22 protein-coding genes are annotated in these 18852 nt (G+C 58.3%); 14 read left to right on the top strand and 8 right to left on the bottom strand.

Annotated features, from left to right (window positions below; translation table 11 throughout):
- Positions 1–14 precede the first annotated feature (14 nt).
- Positions 15–716 (top strand): hypothetical protein, encoded by a 702-nt coding sequence (locus tag QMG15_RS00995; protein ID WP_281789083.1) that lies wholly within the window; start codon positions 15–17, stop codon positions 714–716.
- 4 nt (positions 717–720) lie between these two features.
- Here QMG15_RS00995 and QMG15_RS00990 read toward each other — a convergent pair whose 3' ends face one another.
- A complete protein-coding gene (locus tag QMG15_RS00990; RefSeq protein WP_281789082.1) occupies positions 721–966 on the bottom strand; it encodes a helix-turn-helix transcriptional regulator in 246 nt (81 codons plus the stop codon).
- A 97-nt stretch (positions 967–1063) separates the two neighbouring features.
- Between QMG15_RS00990 and QMG15_RS00985 the strand changes: the two genes are divergently transcribed.
- From QMG15_RS00985 to QMG15_RS00970, 4 genes are all read left to right on the top strand, one after another.
- Positions 1064–1834, top strand: a complete 771-nt coding sequence (locus QMG15_RS00985) for a hypothetical protein (protein ID WP_281789081.1) — start codon at positions 1064–1066, stop codon at positions 1832–1834.
- Positions 1835–1922: 88 nt separating this feature from the next.
- The gene (queA, locus tag QMG15_RS00980; RefSeq protein WP_281789080.1) at positions 1923–3032 is read left to right on the top strand and encodes a tRNA preQ1(34) S-adenosylmethionine ribosyltransferase-isomerase QueA; all 1110 of its coding nucleotides are present in this window, start codon (positions 1923–1925) and stop codon (positions 3030–3032) included.
- Complete coding sequence (tgt, locus tag QMG15_RS00975; protein ID WP_281789079.1) at positions 3019–4209, top strand: tRNA guanosine(34) transglycosylase Tgt; 1191 nt, start codon at positions 3019–3021, stop codon at positions 4207–4209. Before queA ends, tgt begins: the two co-directional genes overlap by 14 nt.
- 83 nt (positions 4210–4292) lie before the next feature.
- Entirely contained in the window at positions 4293–5630 is a 1338-nt protein-coding gene (locus tag QMG15_RS00970; protein ID WP_281789078.1) for a dicarboxylate/amino acid:cation symporter, read from the top strand.
- Positions 5631–5655: 25 nt separating this feature from the next.
- Here the strand turns inward: QMG15_RS00970 and QMG15_RS00965 are convergent, their stop codons facing one another.
- The 5 genes from QMG15_RS00965 to QMG15_RS00945 form a co-directional block, all read right to left on the bottom strand.
- Entirely contained in the window at positions 5656–6927 is a 1272-nt protein-coding gene (locus QMG15_RS00965) for an FIST C-terminal domain-containing protein (protein WP_281789077.1), read from the bottom strand.
- Positions 6924–7595 carry a PhaM family polyhydroxyalkanoate granule multifunctional regulatory protein gene (locus tag QMG15_RS00960; protein ID WP_281789075.1) on the bottom strand — a complete coding sequence of 224 codons (672 nt, stop codon included), beginning with the start codon at positions 7593–7595 and terminating at the stop codon, positions 6924–6926. Before QMG15_RS00960 ends, QMG15_RS00965 begins: the two co-directional genes overlap by 4 nt.
- Before the next feature lie 71 nt (positions 7596–7666).
- Positions 7667–8161, bottom strand: coding sequence for a copper chaperone PCu(A)C (locus tag QMG15_RS00955; protein WP_281789074.1), 495 nt, complete (start codon positions 8159–8161; stop codon positions 7667–7669).
- Between the two features lie 17 nt (positions 8162–8178).
- Positions 8179–8727 carry a YcnI family protein gene (locus QMG15_RS00950; protein WP_281789072.1) on the bottom strand — a complete coding sequence of 183 codons (549 nt, stop codon included), beginning with the start codon at positions 8725–8727 and terminating at the stop codon, positions 8179–8181.
- Positions 8728–8874: 147 nt separating this feature from the next.
- Positions 8875–9255 (bottom strand): DUF2946 family protein, encoded by a 381-nt coding sequence (locus QMG15_RS00945; protein WP_348773320.1) that lies wholly within the window; start codon positions 9253–9255, stop codon positions 8875–8877.
- 83 nt (positions 9256–9338) lie between these two features.
- Here QMG15_RS00945 and QMG15_RS00940 point away from each other — a divergent pair, with 83 nt between their 5' ends.
- Complete coding sequence (locus QMG15_RS00940; RefSeq protein ID WP_281789071.1) at positions 9339–9704, top strand: TraR/DksA family transcriptional regulator; 366 nt, start codon at positions 9339–9341, stop codon at positions 9702–9704.
- 16 nt (positions 9705–9720) lie between these two features.
- The gene (locus tag QMG15_RS00935) at positions 9721–10092 is read left to right on the top strand and encodes a hypothetical protein (protein WP_281789070.1); all 372 of its coding nucleotides are present in this window, start codon (positions 9721–9723) and stop codon (positions 10090–10092) included.
- 76 nt (positions 10093–10168) lie between these two features.
- On the opposite strand, the gene QMG15_RS00930 is transcribed toward QMG15_RS00935, so the two are convergent.
- Complete coding sequence (locus tag QMG15_RS00930) at positions 10169–11128, bottom strand: fumarylacetoacetate hydrolase family protein (RefSeq protein WP_281789069.1); 960 nt, start codon at positions 11126–11128, stop codon at positions 10169–10171.
- Positions 11129–11139: 11 nt separating this feature from the next.
- Here QMG15_RS00930 and QMG15_RS00925 point away from each other — a divergent pair, with 11 nt between their 5' ends.
- The 5 genes from QMG15_RS00925 (at position 11140) to QMG15_RS00905 (ending at position 16030) form a co-directional block, all read left to right on the top strand.
- Positions 11140–12222, top strand: coding sequence for a DUF3108 domain-containing protein (locus QMG15_RS00925; protein WP_281789068.1), 1083 nt, complete (start codon positions 11140–11142; stop codon positions 12220–12222).
- 59 nt (positions 12223–12281) lie between these two features.
- Entirely contained in the window at positions 12282–12560 is a 279-nt protein-coding gene (locus tag QMG15_RS00920; RefSeq protein ID WP_108360301.1) for a DUF3567 domain-containing protein, read from the top strand.
- Between the two features lie 72 nt (positions 12561–12632).
- Positions 12633–13478, top strand: coding sequence for a formyltetrahydrofolate deformylase (gene purU, locus QMG15_RS00915; protein WP_281789067.1), 846 nt, complete (start codon positions 12633–12635; stop codon positions 13476–13478).
- Between the two features lie 6 nt (positions 13479–13484).
- A complete protein-coding gene (locus tag QMG15_RS00910) occupies positions 13485–14360 on the top strand; it encodes a LysR substrate-binding domain-containing protein (RefSeq protein WP_281789066.1) in 876 nt (291 codons plus the stop codon).
- A gap of 167 nt (positions 14361–14527) precedes the next feature.
- Entirely contained in the window at positions 14528–16030 is a 1503-nt protein-coding gene (locus QMG15_RS00905) for an FAD-linked oxidase C-terminal domain-containing protein (protein WP_281789065.1), read from the top strand.
- A gap of 12 nt (positions 16031–16042) precedes the next feature.
- Here the strand turns inward: QMG15_RS00905 and QMG15_RS00900 are convergent, their stop codons facing one another.
- Positions 16043–16759, bottom strand: a complete 717-nt coding sequence (locus QMG15_RS00900) for a YggS family pyridoxal phosphate-dependent enzyme (RefSeq protein ID WP_281789064.1) — start codon at positions 16757–16759, stop codon at positions 16043–16045.
- A gap of 45 nt (positions 16760–16804) precedes the next feature.
- Here QMG15_RS00900 and QMG15_RS00895 point away from each other — a divergent pair, with 45 nt between their 5' ends.
- Positions 16805–17809, top strand: a complete 1005-nt coding sequence (locus QMG15_RS00895; RefSeq protein WP_281790051.1) for a type IV pilus twitching motility protein PilT — start codon at positions 16805–16807, stop codon at positions 17807–17809.
- Positions 17810–17894: 85 nt separating this feature from the next.
- Positions 17895–18809 carry an NAD(P)-dependent oxidoreductase gene (locus tag QMG15_RS00890; RefSeq protein ID WP_281789063.1) on the top strand — a complete coding sequence of 305 codons (915 nt, stop codon included), beginning with the start codon at positions 17895–17897 and terminating at the stop codon, positions 18807–18809.
- Positions 18810–18852 lie beyond the last annotated feature (43 nt).

Genomic DNA, 18852 nt, shown 5'->3' with positions numbered 1-18852 from the left:
CGATCGGTTTAACCTTGTTACTCACCGGGTGCGGCGGTGGCGGCGAAGACTGGGCCAGCAAAGACCCCAGCGCAAAAGCCGTGTCTGCAAACAGCTTTGATATCCAGATGGCATGGACACAGCTGAACACGGCGCCCAACACCAGCCCAACACTCACTGTGACGGGCTCATGCGAGGGGAACTATGTGCTGTCTAACGCGGCCATACAGAACTCTGAAGAGAGTGGTGTGACTTACCACTACAACAGATCGAATGTGAACAGCAGTTACTTCAATTGCGCCGCGCCATTCCAAGGTGGCGCTAACTACTACACCTCGCTCAACTACTTCGTCCTTGAACAAGGGCAATATAAAAACTACTACGCCTTTGATGACGCGTATGCCTTCATTTGGCGCGCAATGGCCAGCTTTCCCACCTCCGCCAAAGTGGGAGACACCGGCGTCATTGGCATCATCGATAGCTATCAAAACAATGCGCCGGCAGGCGTGGATGAATGGTCTTATGTGATTGAAGAAGACACCTCGTCATCGGTCGTGCTCAACCTCATCGTCAAAGCCTACGACGCATCGCAATTGGCATCTGTCGTCAATTACCAAGACGGTACGCCTTACAAAACTGAGCAATTCAGATATGTCGTCGGACCTTCTGGCAGCACGATCAAGTTGCGCACGTATGACCGCAAAGACGCAAGCGGGTTCACCATTCACGCGCAATAAAGCGTTACTTTATCCTGCTGGCATGCGCCAGCTCGCGCACGCGTTCAAAGAGTTCAAACACCGTAAGCCCTAACGCCACCGCGATCACCTCCATCGCGTTGAGTGTTGGATTAGCTTGGCCGTTCTCAATGCGGCTGAGGTAGGTTTGGTAGAAACCGCACTTTTCGCTGAACTCGACCTGCGTCATGCCATGCGCTTGACGCAGGGCTCGCACACATTGACCGAAGGTTTGTTGAAGTGAAGGTTTCACCCATAGGAATGTCCCAATTTATGCCTAATTCACATACACACTAATTCACATATAAAATCAATTCGAGAAATATCTTCTGACTCAAACGAAAGAAACCATGCGCGTACTAAATTTTCTAGCTCTTGCTTTATCAATCGCATTAACCGCATGTGGTGGCGGGGGCGGTGGTGGTGGCTCACCAGCGACACAACAATCAGCAGAGGGCGTATGGGTAGGTTCAACCACCTCTAGCTCAGGAACAACAACCCCCGCCATTGGATTGATACTTGATAGCGGCGAATACTTCTTCGGCACAGGCTCAGACTACTCAGGCGTGAGTTTTGGAACCGCATCGGTTTCTGGCACAACAATTACGTCTACAAATATGCAGGACTACTATCCTTCGCTCAATGCGCTCATACAAGGCACATTTACGGGATCGGTCAGCACAGGCTCAAACTTAAACGTCAATATTTCAGAAACATACAGCGGCACGACATACACGGGAACCGGTAGTTTCACGTTTGACACGACTTACAACGAACCCTCTGCTCTCGCAACCATTGCTGGCACATACGTAAGCCCCAACGCATTTAGCAGCTCATATACATACACAGTTGACGCTAATGGCGTTCTTACCGGCGCATCCACAAACTGCACATTTGCAGGACAACTAACCGTTCGCAATAGTGCAAAGAATATTTACAACCTGTCCCTCACCACAGCGAATACGACCGGACACACTTGTGTTGTAGGTGCTCGAACACTACAAGGTGCAGCGACATACGTCGTAATGCCAGGACGTACACGACGAGCATTGGTGCTAATTAGCTTAGCAAGCGCAAACAACTATTACTACTGGGTCACAGCCGCTGGTGAAAAACAGTAAAGTTTTCAAAACTGAAAACACCTAAAAACAGCCGTGCGAAAATCACGGCTGTTTTTACTTGGAACGGGCCCGTCCGGCCCTCAAGCGCATGTCACACACTTACACGCTCAGCGATTTCGATTTCCATCTGCCTGAGTCGCTGATCGCCCAGCATCCCGCCTCCGAACGCAGCGCCTCGCGCTTGCTCGATGGCCGCTCGACCCACCTTGTCGACCGCACGTTCAAAGACCTTCCCTGCCTGCTCAAAGCGGGCGATTTGTTGGTGTTCAACGACACCCAAGTGGTCAAAGCCCGTTTGTTTGGCGAAAAAGCCACGGGCGGCAAGCTTGAACTCTTGGTCGAGCGCGTGCTGACCAACCACGAAGTCGTGGCCCACATGAAGGTGAGCAAAAAGCCGCAGGTCGGTGCCGTGATGTACATGGCGGGTGGTTTGCGCAACGGCGGCTTCACCGCCACGCTGCTGGGCCGCTGGCCCAATGAAGACGGCCAATTGTTTCGCTTCAAGTTCAGCGGCGAGCCGCACACGCTGATGCAACAGCACGGCCACATGCCGCTGCCGCCCTACATTGAGCGCCATCAAAATACCGCTGACGCACAGCACGAAACCGAAGCCGACAAAGCCGAGGACGAGCGCCGTTACCAAACCGTGTTTGCCAAGCACCCCGGTGCTGCCGCTGCGCCCACCGCGGCGCTGCACTTTGACGAAGGGGTGTTGCAAGGGCTGGAGGCCCAAGGCGTGTCACGCGCCAGCGTCACGCTGCATGTGGGCGCGGGCACGTTTCAGCCGGTGAAGACCGAGAACTTGGCCGAGCACCGCATGCACAGCGAGTGGTACAACATCCCGCCCGAAACCCTGCAAGCCATTGCCGATTGCCGCGCACGCGGTGGCCGCGTGGTAGCCGTGGGCACCACCAGCGTGCGCACGCTGGAGAGTTGGGCGCAAAGCGGGCAAGCCAGTGGCGACACCCAAATCTTCATCACACCGGGCTTTGCGTTCAAGGTGGTGGATGTGTTGATCACCAACTTCCACTTGCCCAAGAGCACCTTGCTCATGTTGGTCAGCGCGTTTGCGGGCTTCGAGCACATGCACGCGCTGTACCGCCACGCGATTGCCAACCACTACCGTTTTTTCAGCTATGGCGATGCCATGCTGCTAGAGAGAAATTCAGAAAGAAAGACCGCCCATGTTGAAGTTTGACGTTCTCGCCAAAGACACCCCTGCCGCAGACGGCAGCTACGCGGGCAGCCATGCCCGTCGCGGCACGCTCACGCTCAACCACGGCGTGGTGCAAACGCCCATCTTCATGCCCGTGGGTACCTACGGCACGGTCAAAGGCGTGATGCCGCGCAGTCTTGAAGAGATGGGCGCGCAAATCATTTTGGGCAACACCTTTCATCTGTGGATGCGCCCTGGCCTTGATGTGATGCAAAGCTTTGGTGGCCTGCACGACTTTGAGCGTTGGAACAAACCCATCCTCACCGACAGCGGCGGTTTCCAAGTGTGGTCGCTCGGCGCGATGCGCAAGATCACCGAAGAAGGTGTGACGTTTGCCTCACCCGTGAACGGCGACAAACTGTTCATGTCGCCCGAGGTGAGCATGCAAATTCAAACCACGCTCAACAGCGACATCGTGATGCAGCTCGACGAGTGCACACCCTACGAAACCAAAGGCCACCTCACCACCGAAGCCGAAGCCCGTAAGTCGATGGAAATGAGCCGTCGCTGGGCCGTGCGCAGCAAGGACGAATTTGCGCGCTTAGAAAACCCCAATGCCTTGTTTGGCATCGTGCAAGGTGGCATGTTCACCAACTTGCGCCAAGAGTCACTCGACGCGTTGGTGGAGATGAATTTCCCAGGCTACGCCGTAGGCGGCGTCAGCGTGGGCGAGCCCAAAGAGCAAATGCTAGAAATCATGGCGCACACGCCACACCGTTTGCCCGAAAACAAACCACGCTACTTGATGGGCGTGGGCACACCCGAAGACTTGGTGCAAGGCGTGGCAGATGGCGTGGACATGTTTGACTGCGTCATGCCCACACGCAATGCACGCAACGGCACCATCTTCACCCGCTATGGCGATCTGAAGCTGCGCAACGCACGCCACAAGGCCGACCACGGCCCGCTCGACAGCACTTGCACCTGCTACACCTGCGCGGGTCACACACGCCCTGACGGCACCACCAGCGGCGGCTTCAGCCGTGCTTATTTGCACCACCTCGACCGTTGCGGCGAAATGCTCGGCCCCATGCTGACCACCGTGCACAACCTGCACTATTACCTCAACCTCATGCGCGAAGTGCGTGAGTCATTAGAGGCGGGTCAGTTCAGCGCATTTCGCGCCAAGTTCAAGGAAGACCGCGCGCGCGGCGTCTGACGCACGGTGACCATGTGGAAACCCACATGAGAGGCAAGGGTTTGGAGGGTTAAATTCCTAGGGTTAACACTTAGGAATTTCACATGTCCACCGCGCCCACCCAAAAACCCATCTACAAATCGCTCTACGCCCAAGTGCTATTCGCCGTGGTCGTCGGCGTTTTGCTTGGCCACTTCTACCCACAAGTCGGCACAGACATGAAGCCTTTGGGCGACGGCTTCATCAAACTCATCAAGATGATCATCGCCCCCATCATCTTCTGCACCGTGGTGGTGGGTATCGCCGGCATGGAAGATATGAAGAAGGTCGGCAAGACCGGTGGCTTGGCGCTGCTGTACTTTGAAGTGGTCAGCACTTTGGCGCTCGTCATCGGCTTGCTCATCGTCAACTTTGTGCAGCCCGGCGTGGGCATGAATGTGGATGCCTCAACGCTCGACACCAAAAGCATCGCCGCCTACACCGCGCCCGGCAAGATGCAAGGCACCGTGGACTTCTTGTTGAACGTCATCCCCACGTCGGTGGTCGATGCGTTTGCCAAGGGCGAAATTTTGCAAGTGTTGTTGTTCTCTGTGTTGTTCGGTTTTGCGCTGCACAAGTTTGGCGGCCGCGGCACGATGGTGTTTGACTTCATCGAAAAGCTGTCGCACGTCTTGTTTGACATCGTGGGCATCATCATGAAAGTGGCGCCCATCGGTGCGTTTGGCGCGATGGCCTTCACCATTGGCAAGTACGGTGTGGCCTCGTTGTTCTCGCTCGGCAAATTGATGGGCACGTTCTATCTGACGTGTTTGATTTTTGTGTTCGTGGTGCTTGGGCTCATCAGCAAGTTGCACGGCTTCAGCATCTGGAAGTTCGTGAAGTACATCAAAGAAGAGTTGCTGATTGTGTTGGGCACCTCGTCTTCTGAATCTGTCTTGCCACGCATGATGGAGAAAATGGAAAACCTTGGCGCACGCAAATCAGTGGTGGGCTTGGTGATCCCAACGGGCTATTCGTTCAACTTGGACGGCACTTCCATTTACTTGACGATGGCCGCTGTGTTCATCGCGCAAGCCACCGACACCCCCATGAGCCTGACCCAACAGCTCACCTTGTTGGCGGTGTTGTTGCTCACCTCCAAAGGCGCTGCGGGCATCACGGGCAGTGGTTTCATCGTGTTGGCCGCGACCTTGTCAGCTGTCGGCGGCGTGCCTGTGGCAGGCTTGGCGCTCATCTTGGGCATTGACCGCTTCATGTCTGAAGCACGCGCCTTGACCAACTTGGTCGGCAACGGCGTGGCCACCTTGGTGGTGGCCAAGTGGACCGGCGACTTGGACATGCAACGCTTGCACGACGGCCTGAACAACCCAAGCCCCGAAGAGCTGGATGCGCCTGAGGTCATCCTCGATCAAAAAGAAGCGCAGATGGCGGCTAAGCACTAAAACCCAACCGAGGCTTAGCGCCTCGTTAAGCCTCGGTGGTGAACACCGTCAAAACGCCGGTGTAGCCATGCAACGCTTGGTGGGCAATTTCACCACCCGCAAAGAAGCCCACCAGCGGCACATCGCCCAAAGCGCGACGGACGATGTGCATCTCGGCGCTCGGCCCACCAAAGTGGGGGCCGCCTCGGCCAGCACAGCTCACATAAATGGCGCCCGCCATTCGGCGTGCTGGGTGTGGGTTGATGTTGGTGTCTGCACTCAGCGCACCCGCCAAATCGGCGGTCATTTCTTCGGGCTCTAGGGCCTCCCGAATTTCGGCACAGATGCGTGTCAGATCGGCACGCGCAGCCGCTGCATTGCGCTGGCAAAACGTGAGGCGCATGCCCACGTCCACGGGTTGCGCCACGGCCACCGCTTCACGCGCGGGGTCGATGCCGATGATGTGGCGCACCAGCACCGCATCGTCAAACTCACCCGTGCGTTTGACAGAGGCGTCATCTTCAGCCGACAAGCCCACCAGCGTCGCGCGCACTTTGGCAATGGCAGGTTGGGTGTCGGTGAGGTTGATCTGCAGGTCGCGTTCCAGCACATCCAGGGCAGGCTCGTTGTCTAAGGTCAGCACCACGTGGTTGTCGGCGCTGGTGATGGTGTGTGCTTTGGCCACGGGCAAGCAGCCTTGCGTGACGCGCGACACCATGGCCACATCAGCATCAAAGGCGACCCCACTCAAACCGCCATGAAACACGCCTGAGGCTTTGCCTTGCCCTGCCATGTTGCCGTCACCATTCAGCGCAAACTGCACCACATCGCGACGGCTGGCGGCCAAACCACCAAACACATAGCCACTGGCCGTGCGCTGCGCCAATTCGGCAATCAACTCGGGCACGTCGGGTGTCTGGGCATCTGCATGCAAGAGCGCGGTGTGCGGCACAAAGTGACTGCCTGTCGTCCCCGCTTGCGCCAATGGCGCCACGCCACTGAACACACGGTAGTGTTCGGGCGCAATGTCGCACAGCATGACGCTGAGCGCGGGCTCATCAAAGTACTCCACGTTGTTGGCCGCAATGCCTACACCCACCGTGCCCGCCCAATCGGTGACCTCGGGCAACTCCGCGCTCAAGTGCGCCAAGATAGCTTGCGCGTGGTTGGCGTAATGGTCGGTGATGTAGAGCAACCCCAAGTGCGGCGCACTGGCGTATTCGGGCAATGCCATGTGCGCGCGCAACTGCGCGAGCACCAACCCTGCAGCCATCTCCCACTGCGGATGTGTGGCGTGGCCGTAGGGAAAGAGTTTCATCGTTTCGCTTTAGCAGCGGTTTTGCGTGCAGGCGTTTTACGTGCCGCTGTTTTAGGCGCGGCAGACTTGCGCGCAGCTGTTTTGGCGGCTGTCTTTTTGGCAGCAGGTGCAGCGGTCTCTGTCGCCGCATGCGCTTGGGCGCGGTGGGCCATGTCCGTCATGGCTTGAGCAGCAATGTGCTGAAACTGGTCGGTCAACGCACCCCACCAATGCGAAGGGTCTACCCCCGAAGCCTCTGCTTTTTTGCTGCGCGATTTGCTGGCTTTGGGCTCTGCCTTGGGTGCCTCAGGTTCAGGCGCTGCCTGGGCTGGTTCAGCTTGTGTGAATGCGTATTGAGACGCCGCAGGTGCTGCCTCTTGCGGCTTGACCTTGAGCGATTCGGCCAAATCGTTGAAGCTCATGTTCATGCCCTTGAGGGTGGCCAACGTCATGCGCTGCACCTCCAACGCTTGAATCGTGGCCCCCACGGCTTTGGCGTTTTGCTCTAGCCAAAACTGCACGGTCTTGAGTTCTTGAATGCGCTTTTCCAACTCTTCTGGGTCGAGTGTGGGGGCGACCCATCCTGGGGCCGTCGCCGAAGCCGACGACGCGTTACCAGGCGTTAAGTTCTTTAGGAAGTCAAAGCCCGGTACGAACTTTGTGAAATCAAAACCGGTGGGGTTGGTCATGGCTGTCTCCTGTTGGGTTGTTCACACACATTAAACCAAAACAAAACCACCGCCGGTGTGCGATGTGCAACTCAGTGCTTGTGATCAGCGTGGTTGTGTTCCATCTGTTTTTGATGTTGCATCATGGGCGCTTGCATCCCCACTTGCACCTTAAGCTCCACCTTTGATTTCACACCTTTGACATCTTCAAACATCAAGGTCACAGGCACGGTGGTGTCTTTAGCCAAGGGCGCTTTCAAGTCCATCAACATCACGTGGTAACCGCCGGGTTTGAGCTCCACCGCTTTGCCAGCGGGCAGGTCTAGACCGTTGGGCAAGGCGTTCATGCGCATCACGTCTTTGTCCATTTTCATTTCATGAATCTCGGCCACGCCTGCGACGGGGCTGCTCACGCCCACCAATTTGGCGTTGTCTTTGGCGGTGATTTTCATAAACGCACCGGTGGCCTTTTGGCCTTGCACGGTGGCGCGTGCCCATGCGTCGGTGACGGTCACGTTTTGGGCGAAGGCACTGACGGCACACACGGTGGTGAATACGGCGGCGATGAGGTGTTTAGCGAATGGCATGTAAAAACTCCTTGGGATTAATGGTGGTGTTCGTGTTTGGGTGCGGCTTGCACGTCCAGCAGCGCAGCGGGTTGCTTCAAACCGCGCGTTGAGGTGCCACTGGCAGGTAGGTCTGACCAGTCATTTTGACCGCGCTCGCAGGTTTGCAAAATCTTCACCCACAAAGGGCCGGCTTGATCGGGTAAGCGGCCCATGAACGCGAACTCGTCAAACTGCGCATCGGGCAATGCCGCGTCTTGGCTGGCAGTCCACTGCAAAGTCACCACATCCTCGGTCACCGTTTTGCCGTGGCTGTTGTAGGGCTGCGCGAGCTTGGCTTTTTGGACCGCCAGCGTCCAACCCACTTTGGGCTGAGGCTTGGCGGCTTGAAACCCAGCAGGCACATGCACCGTGATGCCCGTGGTGGCGGCCCCGTTGCAACCGTGGCCCACACGCAGCGTGGCTTTGTAATAGCTGCCCGCCACCGCTTGTGGCTCGGCTAAGGTGATGTGGGCGTGCGCTTGCAGCGCCACGCATGTCACGCTGACCAGCACGCACTGCGCTAGTGTTTTGAAATGTTTCGTCATCTTGTCTTCCATTGCTTATTCGGTCATTGCATCCTCGACATGAGGCATACATGACCTGTGTCATCTCGAGGGCGGCATGTGCGCCAACGCGCAGCACGACACCCACACACCAGGTCGAGGCAAAAGCCTCAAACCCGCAGAAGAGAATTAAAGGAAGACAGCAGGTGGGCCGCGCGAGGGCAGCGGAGGCGCCGTGGTGGCCGCAATGTGCGCTGCAGCCGGCGGCTGCATGGCATGAGCCAAAGGAGAAGCTTGCGTCAACGTGGTGTTGAGCGCAGGCGGCGGGGCGCTGATGGATGCACACAACGGACAGTCCAGCGTGTGGCTAGACGCAGCCACATCATCGTCACCCGGCATCACCAACTTCATGCTGCCGGTGCTGGTACAGACGAGGTCCATGCCGTGTGGGTTGACGACAGGCGATGCCATGGCCACGCCCACCGACAAAGCAAACCACACCAGCACAAAGCGGGTGAGTTGGATGGCGTGGCGCAAGCGTTGCATGCGTTTGATTATGTCGTATCGCACGGATAAGCCGTCGTTTCTTGACCTCTGTCAATGAATCACGGGCAAGATGCGCGCAACATCAAGTTAAACAAAGAGGAGCCCTGATGGACGCACAACATGCCACCGCCTTCAAGCAAAAGCTGGAAGCCCAACGCGCCGACTTACTTGCACAAATTGCACAGCAACGCGGCGGTAAAACCAGCCGCGCTGACGTGGCGGCTGAACACTTCGCGCACAACGAAGACTCAGACGCACAAGTCAACACGGCACGCGACCTAGAGTTCGCCATCAACGAACACGAAACCGCAGAGCTCGCCGCCATTGACGAGGCCTTGGCCCGCTTAAATGCAGGCACATACGGCCACTGCACCGACTGCGACGTCCTGATTCCCGAAGCACGTCTGAACGCAGCGCCCGAAGCCGCGCGCTGCATTGGCTGCCAAGAAAAAGCTGAACACAACCACCACTAAGAGAGAAAGAAAACACATGACCACTTTTCACGCCGTTGTTTGGATGGACCACCAAGAAGCCCACGTGTTGATGTTTGACCGTGAGCATGTGGAGAGCCAACGCGTCAAATCACGCACCCACCACAAGCACCAAGGCAAGCAAAACGACACCGCCACGATGTATGCAGACATCGCCAAAGCCCTCGAAGGCACGCACGAAGTGTTGGTGACTGGCCCCGGCATTGCACGCGACGAGTTCCGCGATTGGTGCAAGCAACACCACGCCCATGTGAACGTGGTGGACAGCGTGTCGAGCGACCACCCCACCGACGCACAAGTGGTGGCCATGGCGCGTCAATATTTCAAGAAGCTTGACAACATGGGCGCTGACCCCGCACTCGTCAAATAAGACGACGCGGCCTCAACGCCGCCCACAAAAAAGCCCGCTCACTCACGTCAGCGGGCTTTTTGTTGTGCCGAAAGACTCAAGCGTTCAACGGGGCCAGCTCTTGGTCAATCGCACCAAACACGCTTTGGCCATCTTTGCCCTTGGCTTCGATGCGCACGGTGTCACCAAACTTCATGAAGTCGGTGGTGGTTTTGCCATCCAATGCGTCTTCCATGGCGCGCTTTTCGGCAATGCAGCTGTAGCCCTTGGGCCATTCTTTTTTGCCGTTTTTCTCAAAGCCTGCGTTGCTGACCGTGCCGCTGCTCACGACCGTGCCTGCGCGCAATGCGCGGGTTTTGCTGGCGTGCGCCACGAGCTGACCGAACGCATACGTCATGTCTGTGCCCGCGTCGCACATGCCCACTTTGCGGCCATTCCAGGCCACTTGCACCGTCAGGTGCACGCAGCCGTTGTCCCAGGCGTCGCCCAATTCGTCAAGCGTCACGGCTACGGGGCTGAATGCGGTGGCGGGCTGACTTTGCACGCGGCTGCCCACGTTGCGCAGCGTGATGTCGTTGGACAACATCACCAAGCGAATGCCTTCTAAGGCATCGTCTGCTGATGCACCTAGTGCCACATCGCCGGTGACGACGGCGATTTCGGCAGAAAAATCGACGCCTAAGTTTTCGTTGGCGCACACCACGTGGTCTTGCGCGCCCAGCAGTGGGTCGCTGGCAGCTTGGTGGACCGCCAAGTCGACCTCAGCATCACCCAGCAAGGTCGCGTGGTTGGCGTAAGCCTGGCCTTTCAAGCGTTGGTAGGCGCGTGGCAGCGGGGCCATGCACAAAGCGGGGTCAAACGGAAAAGCGTGACGCGCTTTGCCGTTGTTGAGGGTTTCATACAAGTCTTGCAGCTGCGGGGCCATGAAACCCCAGTCATCCAGTGCTTGCTGCAGGCGCGAGACAATGCCCGTCGCATAATGCGCGGTGCTCAAATCGCGAGACACGACCACCAGTTGTCCGTCGCGTGTACCGTCTTTGTATGTGGCTAATTTCATGCCACGATTCTATGAAAGTTCGCTCCGTCGTCATGCACGCCCGTGCCCTACCCGCCCGTCTGCCTCATTTGCAACGCAAACATGCGGTGCTGCTGGTGGCTGGCGTGTTGTTGTTGCACCTTTGGCTCTTGGCGGGCGCGCCCTTGTGGCTCGCACCCGAGTCGGGCAAACCCTTGCGCACACAAGCGTTGGTCACACGCCAAATTGAAGTCGCGGCGCCGCGTGCGCCCCAAGTGCCCAAGCCCGTGCCACCCACGCCTTCCAAACGAGCCCCCGCCCCCACAGAGGAAGCGCCAGCCGAAGCCAGCGCAGCCACCCCGCCGTTGAAGTTTGACGACCTTGGCCAAGACCTCAGTGCCCCGGTGGGCCTGCCAGCGCGCAGTGCCACAGGTGTGGACCTGCCGCCCTACAAACGCGCAGGCAGCGAAGGTTTGACAGACGTCACCGCCTTCAAAGCACCCGACTCGGCTTTGCTCAAATACCAAGTGCAAGGCCAAGCCAAAGGCTTCAGCTACTGGGCCTCTGCCGAGTTGCAGTGGCTGCAAGACGGCAAAGACTATGAAGCCCGTTTAGAGGTGAGTGCCTTTTTGTTGGGCTCACGCGTACAAATCAGCAAAGGCACGTTGGGCGCGGAAGGCCTCATGCCTACCCGCTTTGGCGACAAAACCCGCAGCGAGCAGGCCGCGCACTTTCAGCGTGACAAAGGCCTCATCACCTTCAGCGCCAATTCACCCGATGCGCCACTGCTCAAAGGCGCGCAAGACCGCTTGAGCGTGGTGTTGCAGCTCAGCAGCCTGCTGGCGGCTGACCCCACGCGTTTTCCAGCGGGCACCATGTTGTCGTTCCAAACCGTGTCGCAGCGCGAAGCCGAGGTGTGGCAATTCTTGGTGGAAAAAGAAGAAATGTTGCAATTGCCCTTTGGCGACATCAGCGCCATCAAGCTCAACCGCAAGCCGCGCCGAGAGTTTGACCAGCAAATTGAACTCTGGTTCGCCCCCACGCTGGGTTATTTGCCCGTGCGTTTGCGCATCACCAACGCCAATGGCGACTTTGTGGACCAACTTTTAAGCAAAGCCGAAAAGCCCAGCCCTTGAATTTGAGCTTTTGAATCCGATATGCTTAGATGCAATTCGTTTTCCGCCGAAAGATTCCTATGGACATGCTCTACAACTCCGACACGTATTCGGTCATGCACCTGCAGGTGGATGACGCGTTGGTGCCTGTGCGCCCCGACGTGCCTGCCTTGGCCCGCCATGGCTTTGAGATCGTGGACAAGCGCTCAGGCAAAGAGATTTACCTAGAAGGCTCATGGGCCGAGCAGTTCCAAGCCCATTTGCGCGCTTGGCAAGAAAACGCCCCCACCCAAGAAGAGGTGGAAGACACCTTGGCTGGCTACGCCGAACTGGCCCAGAACCCGGTCGTGGTGCACTGAGCCTGCGCAGGCAAGACACCTAGGGCGCTTCGGCGCCCTTTTTCATGCCCAGTCCTACCTACAATTGCGCACATGACTGCATACATCCTTAATTTGTCTTGCCCCGACCGTCAGGGCATCGTGCACGCCGTATCTGGCTTTTTGCTGGAGCGCAAAGGCAACATCGAAGAAGCCGCCCAGTACAACGACCACGACACCGGCCTGTTCTTCATGCGCGTGCAGTTCGCCTGCGATGCCGTGGGCCAAGACGAGTTACGTTCGCAGCTCGCCACCTTTGCTGACACCTTTGGCATGAAGTGGACCCTGCATGACACCACCCAACCCATGCGCACGGTGTTGATGGTCAGCAAAGAGGGTCATTGCTTGAACGACTTGTTGTTCCGCGTCAAAAGCGGCCTGCTGCCTTTGGACATTCGGGCCATCATCAGCAACCACCGCGAGTTTTACCAACTGGCGGCCAGCTACAACGTGCCGTTCCACCACATCCCCGTCACGGCAGCGACCAAGGCGCAAGCCGAAGCCAAAGCGTATGAAGTGATTGAGGCCGAAGGCGCTGAGCTGGTGGTGCTGGCCCGCTACATGCAAATCTTGAGCGACGACTTGTGCAAGAAATTGTCAGGCCGCGCCATCAACATTCACCACAGCTTCTTGCCCAGCTTCAAGGGTGCCAAGCCTTATTACCAAGCGCACGACCGTGGCGTGAAACTGATTGGCGCCACCGCCCACTACGTGACCGCCGACTTGGACGAAGGCCCCATCATTGAGCAAGACGTGGCCCGCGTGGACCACAGCAAAACCGTGGAAGACTTCACCGCCCAAGGCCGTGACACCGAAAGCCAAGTGTTGGCCCGCGCTGTCAAGTGGCACAGCGAACACCGCGTGCTGCTGAACGGCCACAAGACCGTCATCTTCAAATAAAGCGACATGACCAGCCGCATCCCGCCCATCCAGTGCTTGCTCACGTTTGAGGCGTTGGCGCGGTTGCGCTCGGTCACCCAAGCCGCTGAAGAGCAATGCGTGACCCCCAGCGCGGTGAGCCACCGTGTGAAGCAGCTGGAACAGTTGTTGGGCGTCAAACTCTTTGGCCGCGCCGACTTTTCGCTCACCACCGAGGGCAGCGAATATCTGGCCCATGTGCGCGAAGGCTTGTCTATTCTTGAGCGCTTTCCTGGCAAAGACGGCAGCGCCACACCCGGCAAACGCAAACTGCGCTTGGCCGTGACACCCACTTTTGCACGCTCCATCTTGATGCCGCGCCTGCGCCAGTTTGCCGACGCGTACCCCGAGATTGACATCATCTTGCAGGTCAGCATTCCGCTGCTGGACGTGGTGGCCGAAGACGCCGACCTGACCATCCGTTTTGGCACTGGCCGCTACGCCGATGTCGAGCATGTGTGCATCATGAAAGACGACGTGACGCCCATGGCCTCACCCGCCTACATCCGCGAACACGGCCCGTTTGAGACACCCGAAGACTTGGCCGACGCCACCTTGTTGCGCAGCCCCTTGGAGCCTTGGCGCACGTGGTTTGCCGCGCACGACCAAGACTGGCCAGAGCCCATTGACGGCAGCAGCTTCAACGACATTGGCTTGATGTGCGACGCCTCCGCGCAGGGCTTGGGCGTGGGCCTGGTGCGCTTAAAGTTAGGCGCACCGTGGCTAGAAAACGGCACGCTGGTGCGCATCTTCCCGCGTCAAGTGCCTAGCCCGCATGGGCACTACTTGTGTTGGCGCACGGGGGCCATGGACCGCTGGGAATGTGCGGCGTTTGCTGACTGGTTGAAGAAGGCTGTTCCTTAATTTCGTTGCGTTGTTTTCTCTCGCTGTGAATGTGAGGAGCCGGTACCGCCACACGGCTTACATCGCTGCTCACTTGACGCGAACGAAGTAAGCCAACAAAACCTTTTCAAAACAAGCTGTAACTTTCTTCACACGCCAACCCCAAGTTTTGCCGTAAAGTCCCTGACATGAACGCTCCACTGTCAAACGACCAGCAAACCACCCTTGCCCGGGCCGAGCGCCAAGCTCAAGTGGTGCAAGCCCTGCTGCAAGTGCTGCCACAGCACGCCCTGCTCTACACCACCGAGGACACCGTGCCTTACGAGTGCGACGGCCTCACCGCCTACCGCGCCCGCCCCATGTGCGTGGCCTTGCCCGAGACGGTGGACCAAGTGCAAGCTGTGCTCAAGGCCTGTTATGCACTAGACGTGCCCGTGGTCGCACGCGGTGCTGGCACTGGCCTCTCGGGTGGCGCGATGCCGCACACGATGGGTGTGACGCTGTCGCTGGCCAAGTTCAACCAAATCCTCAACATCGACCCCGTCGCCCGAACTGCCGTGGTGCAGTGCGGGGTGCGCAACCTCGCCATCAGCGAAGCGGTGTCGCAATACGGGCTGTATTACGCGCCCGACCCATCGAGTCAAATTGCCTGCACCATCGGCGGCAACGTGGCCGAGAACTCGGGTGGCGTGCATTGTTTGAAATACGGCCTCACCGTGCACAACGTGCTCAAGGTCAAAGGCTTCACCATTGAAGGTGAGCCGATTGAGTTTGGCAGCGATGCACTCGACACACCGGGTCTCGACCTGTTGCCCGTGGTCGTGGGCAGCGAAGGCATGTTGGCGGTGACCACGGAGGTGACCGTCAAGCTCGTGCCCAAGCCACAACTGGCTCGCTGCATCATGGCCAGCTTTGACGATGTGCGCAAAGCGGGCGACGCGGTGGCTGCAGTGATTGCCGCAGGCATCATCCCCGCCGGCTTAGAGATGATGGACGGCCCCATGACTGCCGCCGTGGAAGACTTTGTGCACGCCGACTACGACCTGAGTGCCGCCGCGATTTTGCTGTGCGAGAGCGACGGCACACCCGAAGAGGTGGAAGAAGAAATTGGCCGCATGAGCGAGGTGTTGCGCGGCTGCGGTGCGACGGCCATCACCGTGAGTCGCGACGAAGCGCAACGCATGAAGTTTTGGAGCGGTCGCAAAAACGCGTTCCCCGCCTCGGGCCGCATCAGCCCCGATTACATGTGCATGGACAGCACCATCCCGCGCAAGCGTTTGGCCGACATCCTGCAAGCCATTCAAGAGATGGAAAAGAAATACCAGCTGCGCTGCCTGAACGTGTTTCATGCAGGTGATGGCAACTTGCACCCGCTGATTCTGTTTGATGCCAACGACCCAGACCAAATGCACCGCTGCGAACAGTTTGGCGCCGATATTTTGGAAACCAGCGTGGCCATGGGCGGCACGGTGACGGGCGAGCACGGCGTGGGCATCGAGAAGGTGAACAGCATGTGCGTGCAGTTCAGCGCCGAAGAAAACGAACAGATGTTTGGCGTCAAGCGCGCCTTTGACAGCAAAGGTTTACTGAACCCCGGCAAGGTCATCCCCACCCTGCACCGCTGTGCCGAATACGGCAAGATGTTGGTGCGCGCGGGGCAGATCAAGCATCCGGATTTGCCGCGGTTTTAATTTGTTGCGCTTTTAAGCGGCGTAACTTCGCCCACCAAAAATCGCCGTCCCCACCCGCACCATCGTGCTGCCCGCGTGGACGGCGGCCTCTAAGTCGCCCGTCATGCCCATCGACAGGGTGTCGAACTGGGGCAGGCTCAGCGCAGCTTTCACCTCGTCAAACAAGGCGCGTGCTTTGGCGTGTACGGCCACTTGGCGCTCAAAGCCCTCCACAGGGTCAGGAATGGTCATGAGGCCGCGCAATACCAAGCGCGGCAGCTTAGCTACTTCTTGAGCCAGCGCCAGCACATCGACGGGGTCAATCCCCGATTTGGTTTCGCCACCATCAATGTTGACCTGCAAACACACGTTCAACGGCGCCAAGTGCGCAGGGCGTTGGTCACTCAAACGCTGCGCGATTTTGAGGCGGTCCACGGTGTGCGCCCAATCGAAGTGCTTGGCCACCAGTTTGGTCTTGTTGCTTTGGATGGGACCAATGCAGTGCCACACCAACGTGGGTGCGACACCTTGCAAAGCGGTGATTTTGTCTACCCCTTCTTGGATGTAGTTCTCTCCAAAATTGCGCTGACCACAGGCCGCCACTTGGCGCACATCGTCGGCGCTGAACGTTTTAGAAACTGCCAATAGTTGCACCGCATCCGCAGGGCGGCCACTCGCGGCACAAGCCGCTGCAATGCGGGTTTGCACAGCTTGGAGTTTGTCGTGTAGCACGTGGTCTGGCGTAGTCATCTTGGGTACAACTTTAACAAGGAGAACGGCATGCCCCACACAGCGCTGACTTTGAATGAACTCCTCACCCAAGCGGTGGCGCAACACGCGTCTGATTTACACCTGTCGGCAGGGTTGGCGCCCCAGGTGCGCGCGCAAGGCGTGTTGACGCCGCTGCAAGGCCCCACCACGTCTCACCCGCTCGCGCATGAAGCGCTACAAAGAATGTTGACTGACTTGATGGACGAAGCGCAACACACGCAATTCATGCAAGGCCATGAAGTTGACTTCGCATTTGCCGTGCCCGAGCTGGGGCGTTTTCGGGCGAATGCCTTCATGCAACAACACGGCTGCGGCACGGTGATGCGCCACATTCCCAGCGGCACGCCCACGCTGGCGGCGTTGCACGCACCGCGTGTGCTGCCGGACTTGCTCAAGCAAGTTGGTTTGCTGTTGGTGACAGGGCCAACGGGCTCTGGCAAATCCACCACCTTGGCCGCGATGGTGCAACACCTGAACACCAGCACGCAGCAACACCTCGTGACGCTGGAAGACCCGATTGAGTTTGTGCACACCAGCGATCAATGCCTGATTACCCAGCGCGAAATTGGCACGCATAGCCACAGCTTTGCGCACGCGTTACGCGCCGCCTTGCGCGAAGACCCCGACGTGATTTTGGTGGGTGAGCTGCGCGACCTAGAAACCATTCGCCTCGCCCTCACAGCCGCCGAAACCGGGCACTTGGTGCTGGCCAGCCTGCACACGCGCAGCGCGGCGGCCACGGTCGAGCGCATGGTGGATGTGTTTGACGCACACGAAAAAGCCTTGGTACGCACCCAACTCAGCGATGCGTTGGTGGGCGTGGTGTCGCAAACACTCTGCCCCACACCAACGAAAGATGGCCGCGTGGCGGTGTTTGAAACGCTGGTGGCCACCCCCGCCATTCGTCACCTGATTCGCGAGGGCAAAACCGCACAGATGCAAAGCACCCAGCAAACAGGTGCCGCGTACGGCATGCAAAGCATGGCCCAAGCGCTTCAAGACGCCCGCCACCAAGGACTGATCTCCTAAGCACATCCAAGGTTGCCCGCGTGACACCAAGGACTGCGCTGAACCCCTATGATTCAGCGCAGTTCAACCCTCTACTGAAATAACCATGTCCAGCATCAACGCCAAAACCTACGAACCCACCGCCTCTGCCCACGTTGCCTTCATCGGCATGGGTGTGATGGGCTACCCCATGGCCGGCCACTTGGCCACGGCAGGTCACGCGGTGACGGTGTACAACCGCTCACCCGCCAAGGCTGAAGCTTGGGTGAAAGAGTTTGCAGCCAGCAAAGCCCCGAAGAGCGCACTCACCCCACGCGAAGCCGCCAAAGGCGCCAGCATTGTGTTTTGCTGTGTGGGCAATGACAACGACTTACGCTCGGTGGTGTTTGGCGCCGACGGCATACTGGCAGGCATGGAGCCGGGCACCGTTTTGGTGGACCACACCACCGCCTCTGCCGATGTGGCCCGCGAGATTTACACCGCAGCCAAGAACCTCGGCATTCACTTCATCGACGCGCCGGTGTCGGGTGGTCAAGGCGGTGCGCAAAACGGCTTGCTGACGGTCATGTGCGGCGGCGATGCGCCCGTGTTTGAGCGCGTCAAGCCTGTGGCCATGGCCTTCTCTCGTGCGTTCACCTTGATAGGTGAACCCGGTGCAGGCCAACTGACCAAGATGGTTAACCAAATCTGTATCGCGGGCTTGGTACAAGGCCTGAGCGAAGCCATTGCCTTTGGCCAAAAAGCGGGCCTCGACATGAACCTCGTGCTCGACGTGATTGGCAAAGGTGCGGCGCAGAGCTGGCAACTGGACAACCGCGGCAAGACCATGGTGGCCGACAAGTTTGATTTCGGCTTTGCGGTGGATTGGATGCGCAAAGATTTGGGCCTGGTGTTTGACGAAGCCAAGCGCAACGGCGCAGTGTTGCCTGTGACGCAAATGGTCGACCAGTTCTACGGCGACGTGCAAAAAATGGGTGGCAACCGCTGGGACACGTCTAGCTTGATCAAGCGTTTGCGCTAAGCCTGATCGCCCACAAAAAAGTCCCGCATGCGGGGCTTTTTAA

Origin of the sequence: Limnohabitans sp. INBF002 (genome assembly GCF_027924905.1) — a bacterium.
Taxonomy (GTDB): domain Bacteria; phylum Pseudomonadota; class Gammaproteobacteria; order Burkholderiales; family Burkholderiaceae_C; genus Limnohabitans.
The sequence above is the reverse complement of the archived record's forward strand: the minus strand, read 5'-3'. Positions and strand labels throughout refer to the sequence as shown.

Bases quoted from the DNA above. Each gene is read 5' to 3' on its own strand.
- QMG15_RS00985 (WP_281789081.1), top strand. From the start codon at position 1,064: ATGCGCGTACTAAATTTTCTAGCTCTTGCTTTATCAATCGCATTAACC.
- queA (WP_281789080.1), top strand. From the start codon at position 1,923: ATGTCACACACTTACACGCTCAGCGATTTCGATTTCCATCTGCCTGAG.
- tgt (WP_281789079.1), top strand. From the start codon at position 3,019: ATGTTGAAGTTTGACGTTCTCGCCAAAGACACCCCTGCCGCAGACGGC.
- QMG15_RS00970 (WP_281789078.1), top strand. From the start codon at position 4,293: ATGTCCACCGCGCCCACCCAAAAACCCATCTACAAATCGCTCTACGCC.
- QMG15_RS00965 (WP_281789077.1), bottom strand. From the start codon at position 6,927: ATGAAACTCTTTCCCTACGGCCACGCCACACATCCGCAGTGGGAGATG.
- QMG15_RS00960 (WP_281789075.1), bottom strand. From the start codon at position 7,595: ATGACCAACCCCACCGGTTTTGATTTCACAAAGTTCGTACCGGGCTTT.
- QMG15_RS00955 (WP_281789074.1), bottom strand. From the start codon at position 8,161: ATGCCATTCGCTAAACACCTCATCGCCGCCGTATTCACCACCGTGTGT.
- QMG15_RS00950 (WP_281789072.1), bottom strand. From the start codon at position 8,727: ATGACGAAACATTTCAAAACACTAGCGCAGTGCGTGCTGGTCAGCGTG.
- QMG15_RS00940 (WP_281789071.1), top strand. From the start codon at position 9,339: ATGGACGCACAACATGCCACCGCCTTCAAGCAAAAGCTGGAAGCCCAA.
- QMG15_RS00935 (WP_281789070.1), top strand. From the start codon at position 9,721: ATGACCACTTTTCACGCCGTTGTTTGGATGGACCACCAAGAAGCCCAC.
- QMG15_RS00930 (WP_281789069.1), bottom strand. From the start codon at position 11,128: ATGAAATTAGCCACATACAAAGACGGTACACGCGACGGACAACTGGTG.
- QMG15_RS00925 (WP_281789068.1), top strand. From the start codon at position 11,140: ATGAAAGTTCGCTCCGTCGTCATGCACGCCCGTGCCCTACCCGCCCGT.
- QMG15_RS00920 (WP_108360301.1), top strand. From the start codon at position 12,282: ATGGACATGCTCTACAACTCCGACACGTATTCGGTCATGCACCTGCAG.
- purU (WP_281789067.1), top strand. From the start codon at position 12,633: ATGACTGCATACATCCTTAATTTGTCTTGCCCCGACCGTCAGGGCATC.
- QMG15_RS00910 (WP_281789066.1), top strand. From the start codon at position 13,485: ATGACCAGCCGCATCCCGCCCATCCAGTGCTTGCTCACGTTTGAGGCG.
- QMG15_RS00905 (WP_281789065.1), top strand. From the start codon at position 14,528: ATGAACGCTCCACTGTCAAACGACCAGCAAACCACCCTTGCCCGGGCC.
- QMG15_RS00900 (WP_281789064.1), bottom strand. From the start codon at position 16,759: ATGACTACGCCAGACCACGTGCTACACGACAAACTCCAAGCTGTGCAA.
- QMG15_RS00890 (WP_281789063.1), top strand. From the start codon at position 17,895: ATGTCCAGCATCAACGCCAAAACCTACGAACCCACCGCCTCTGCCCAC.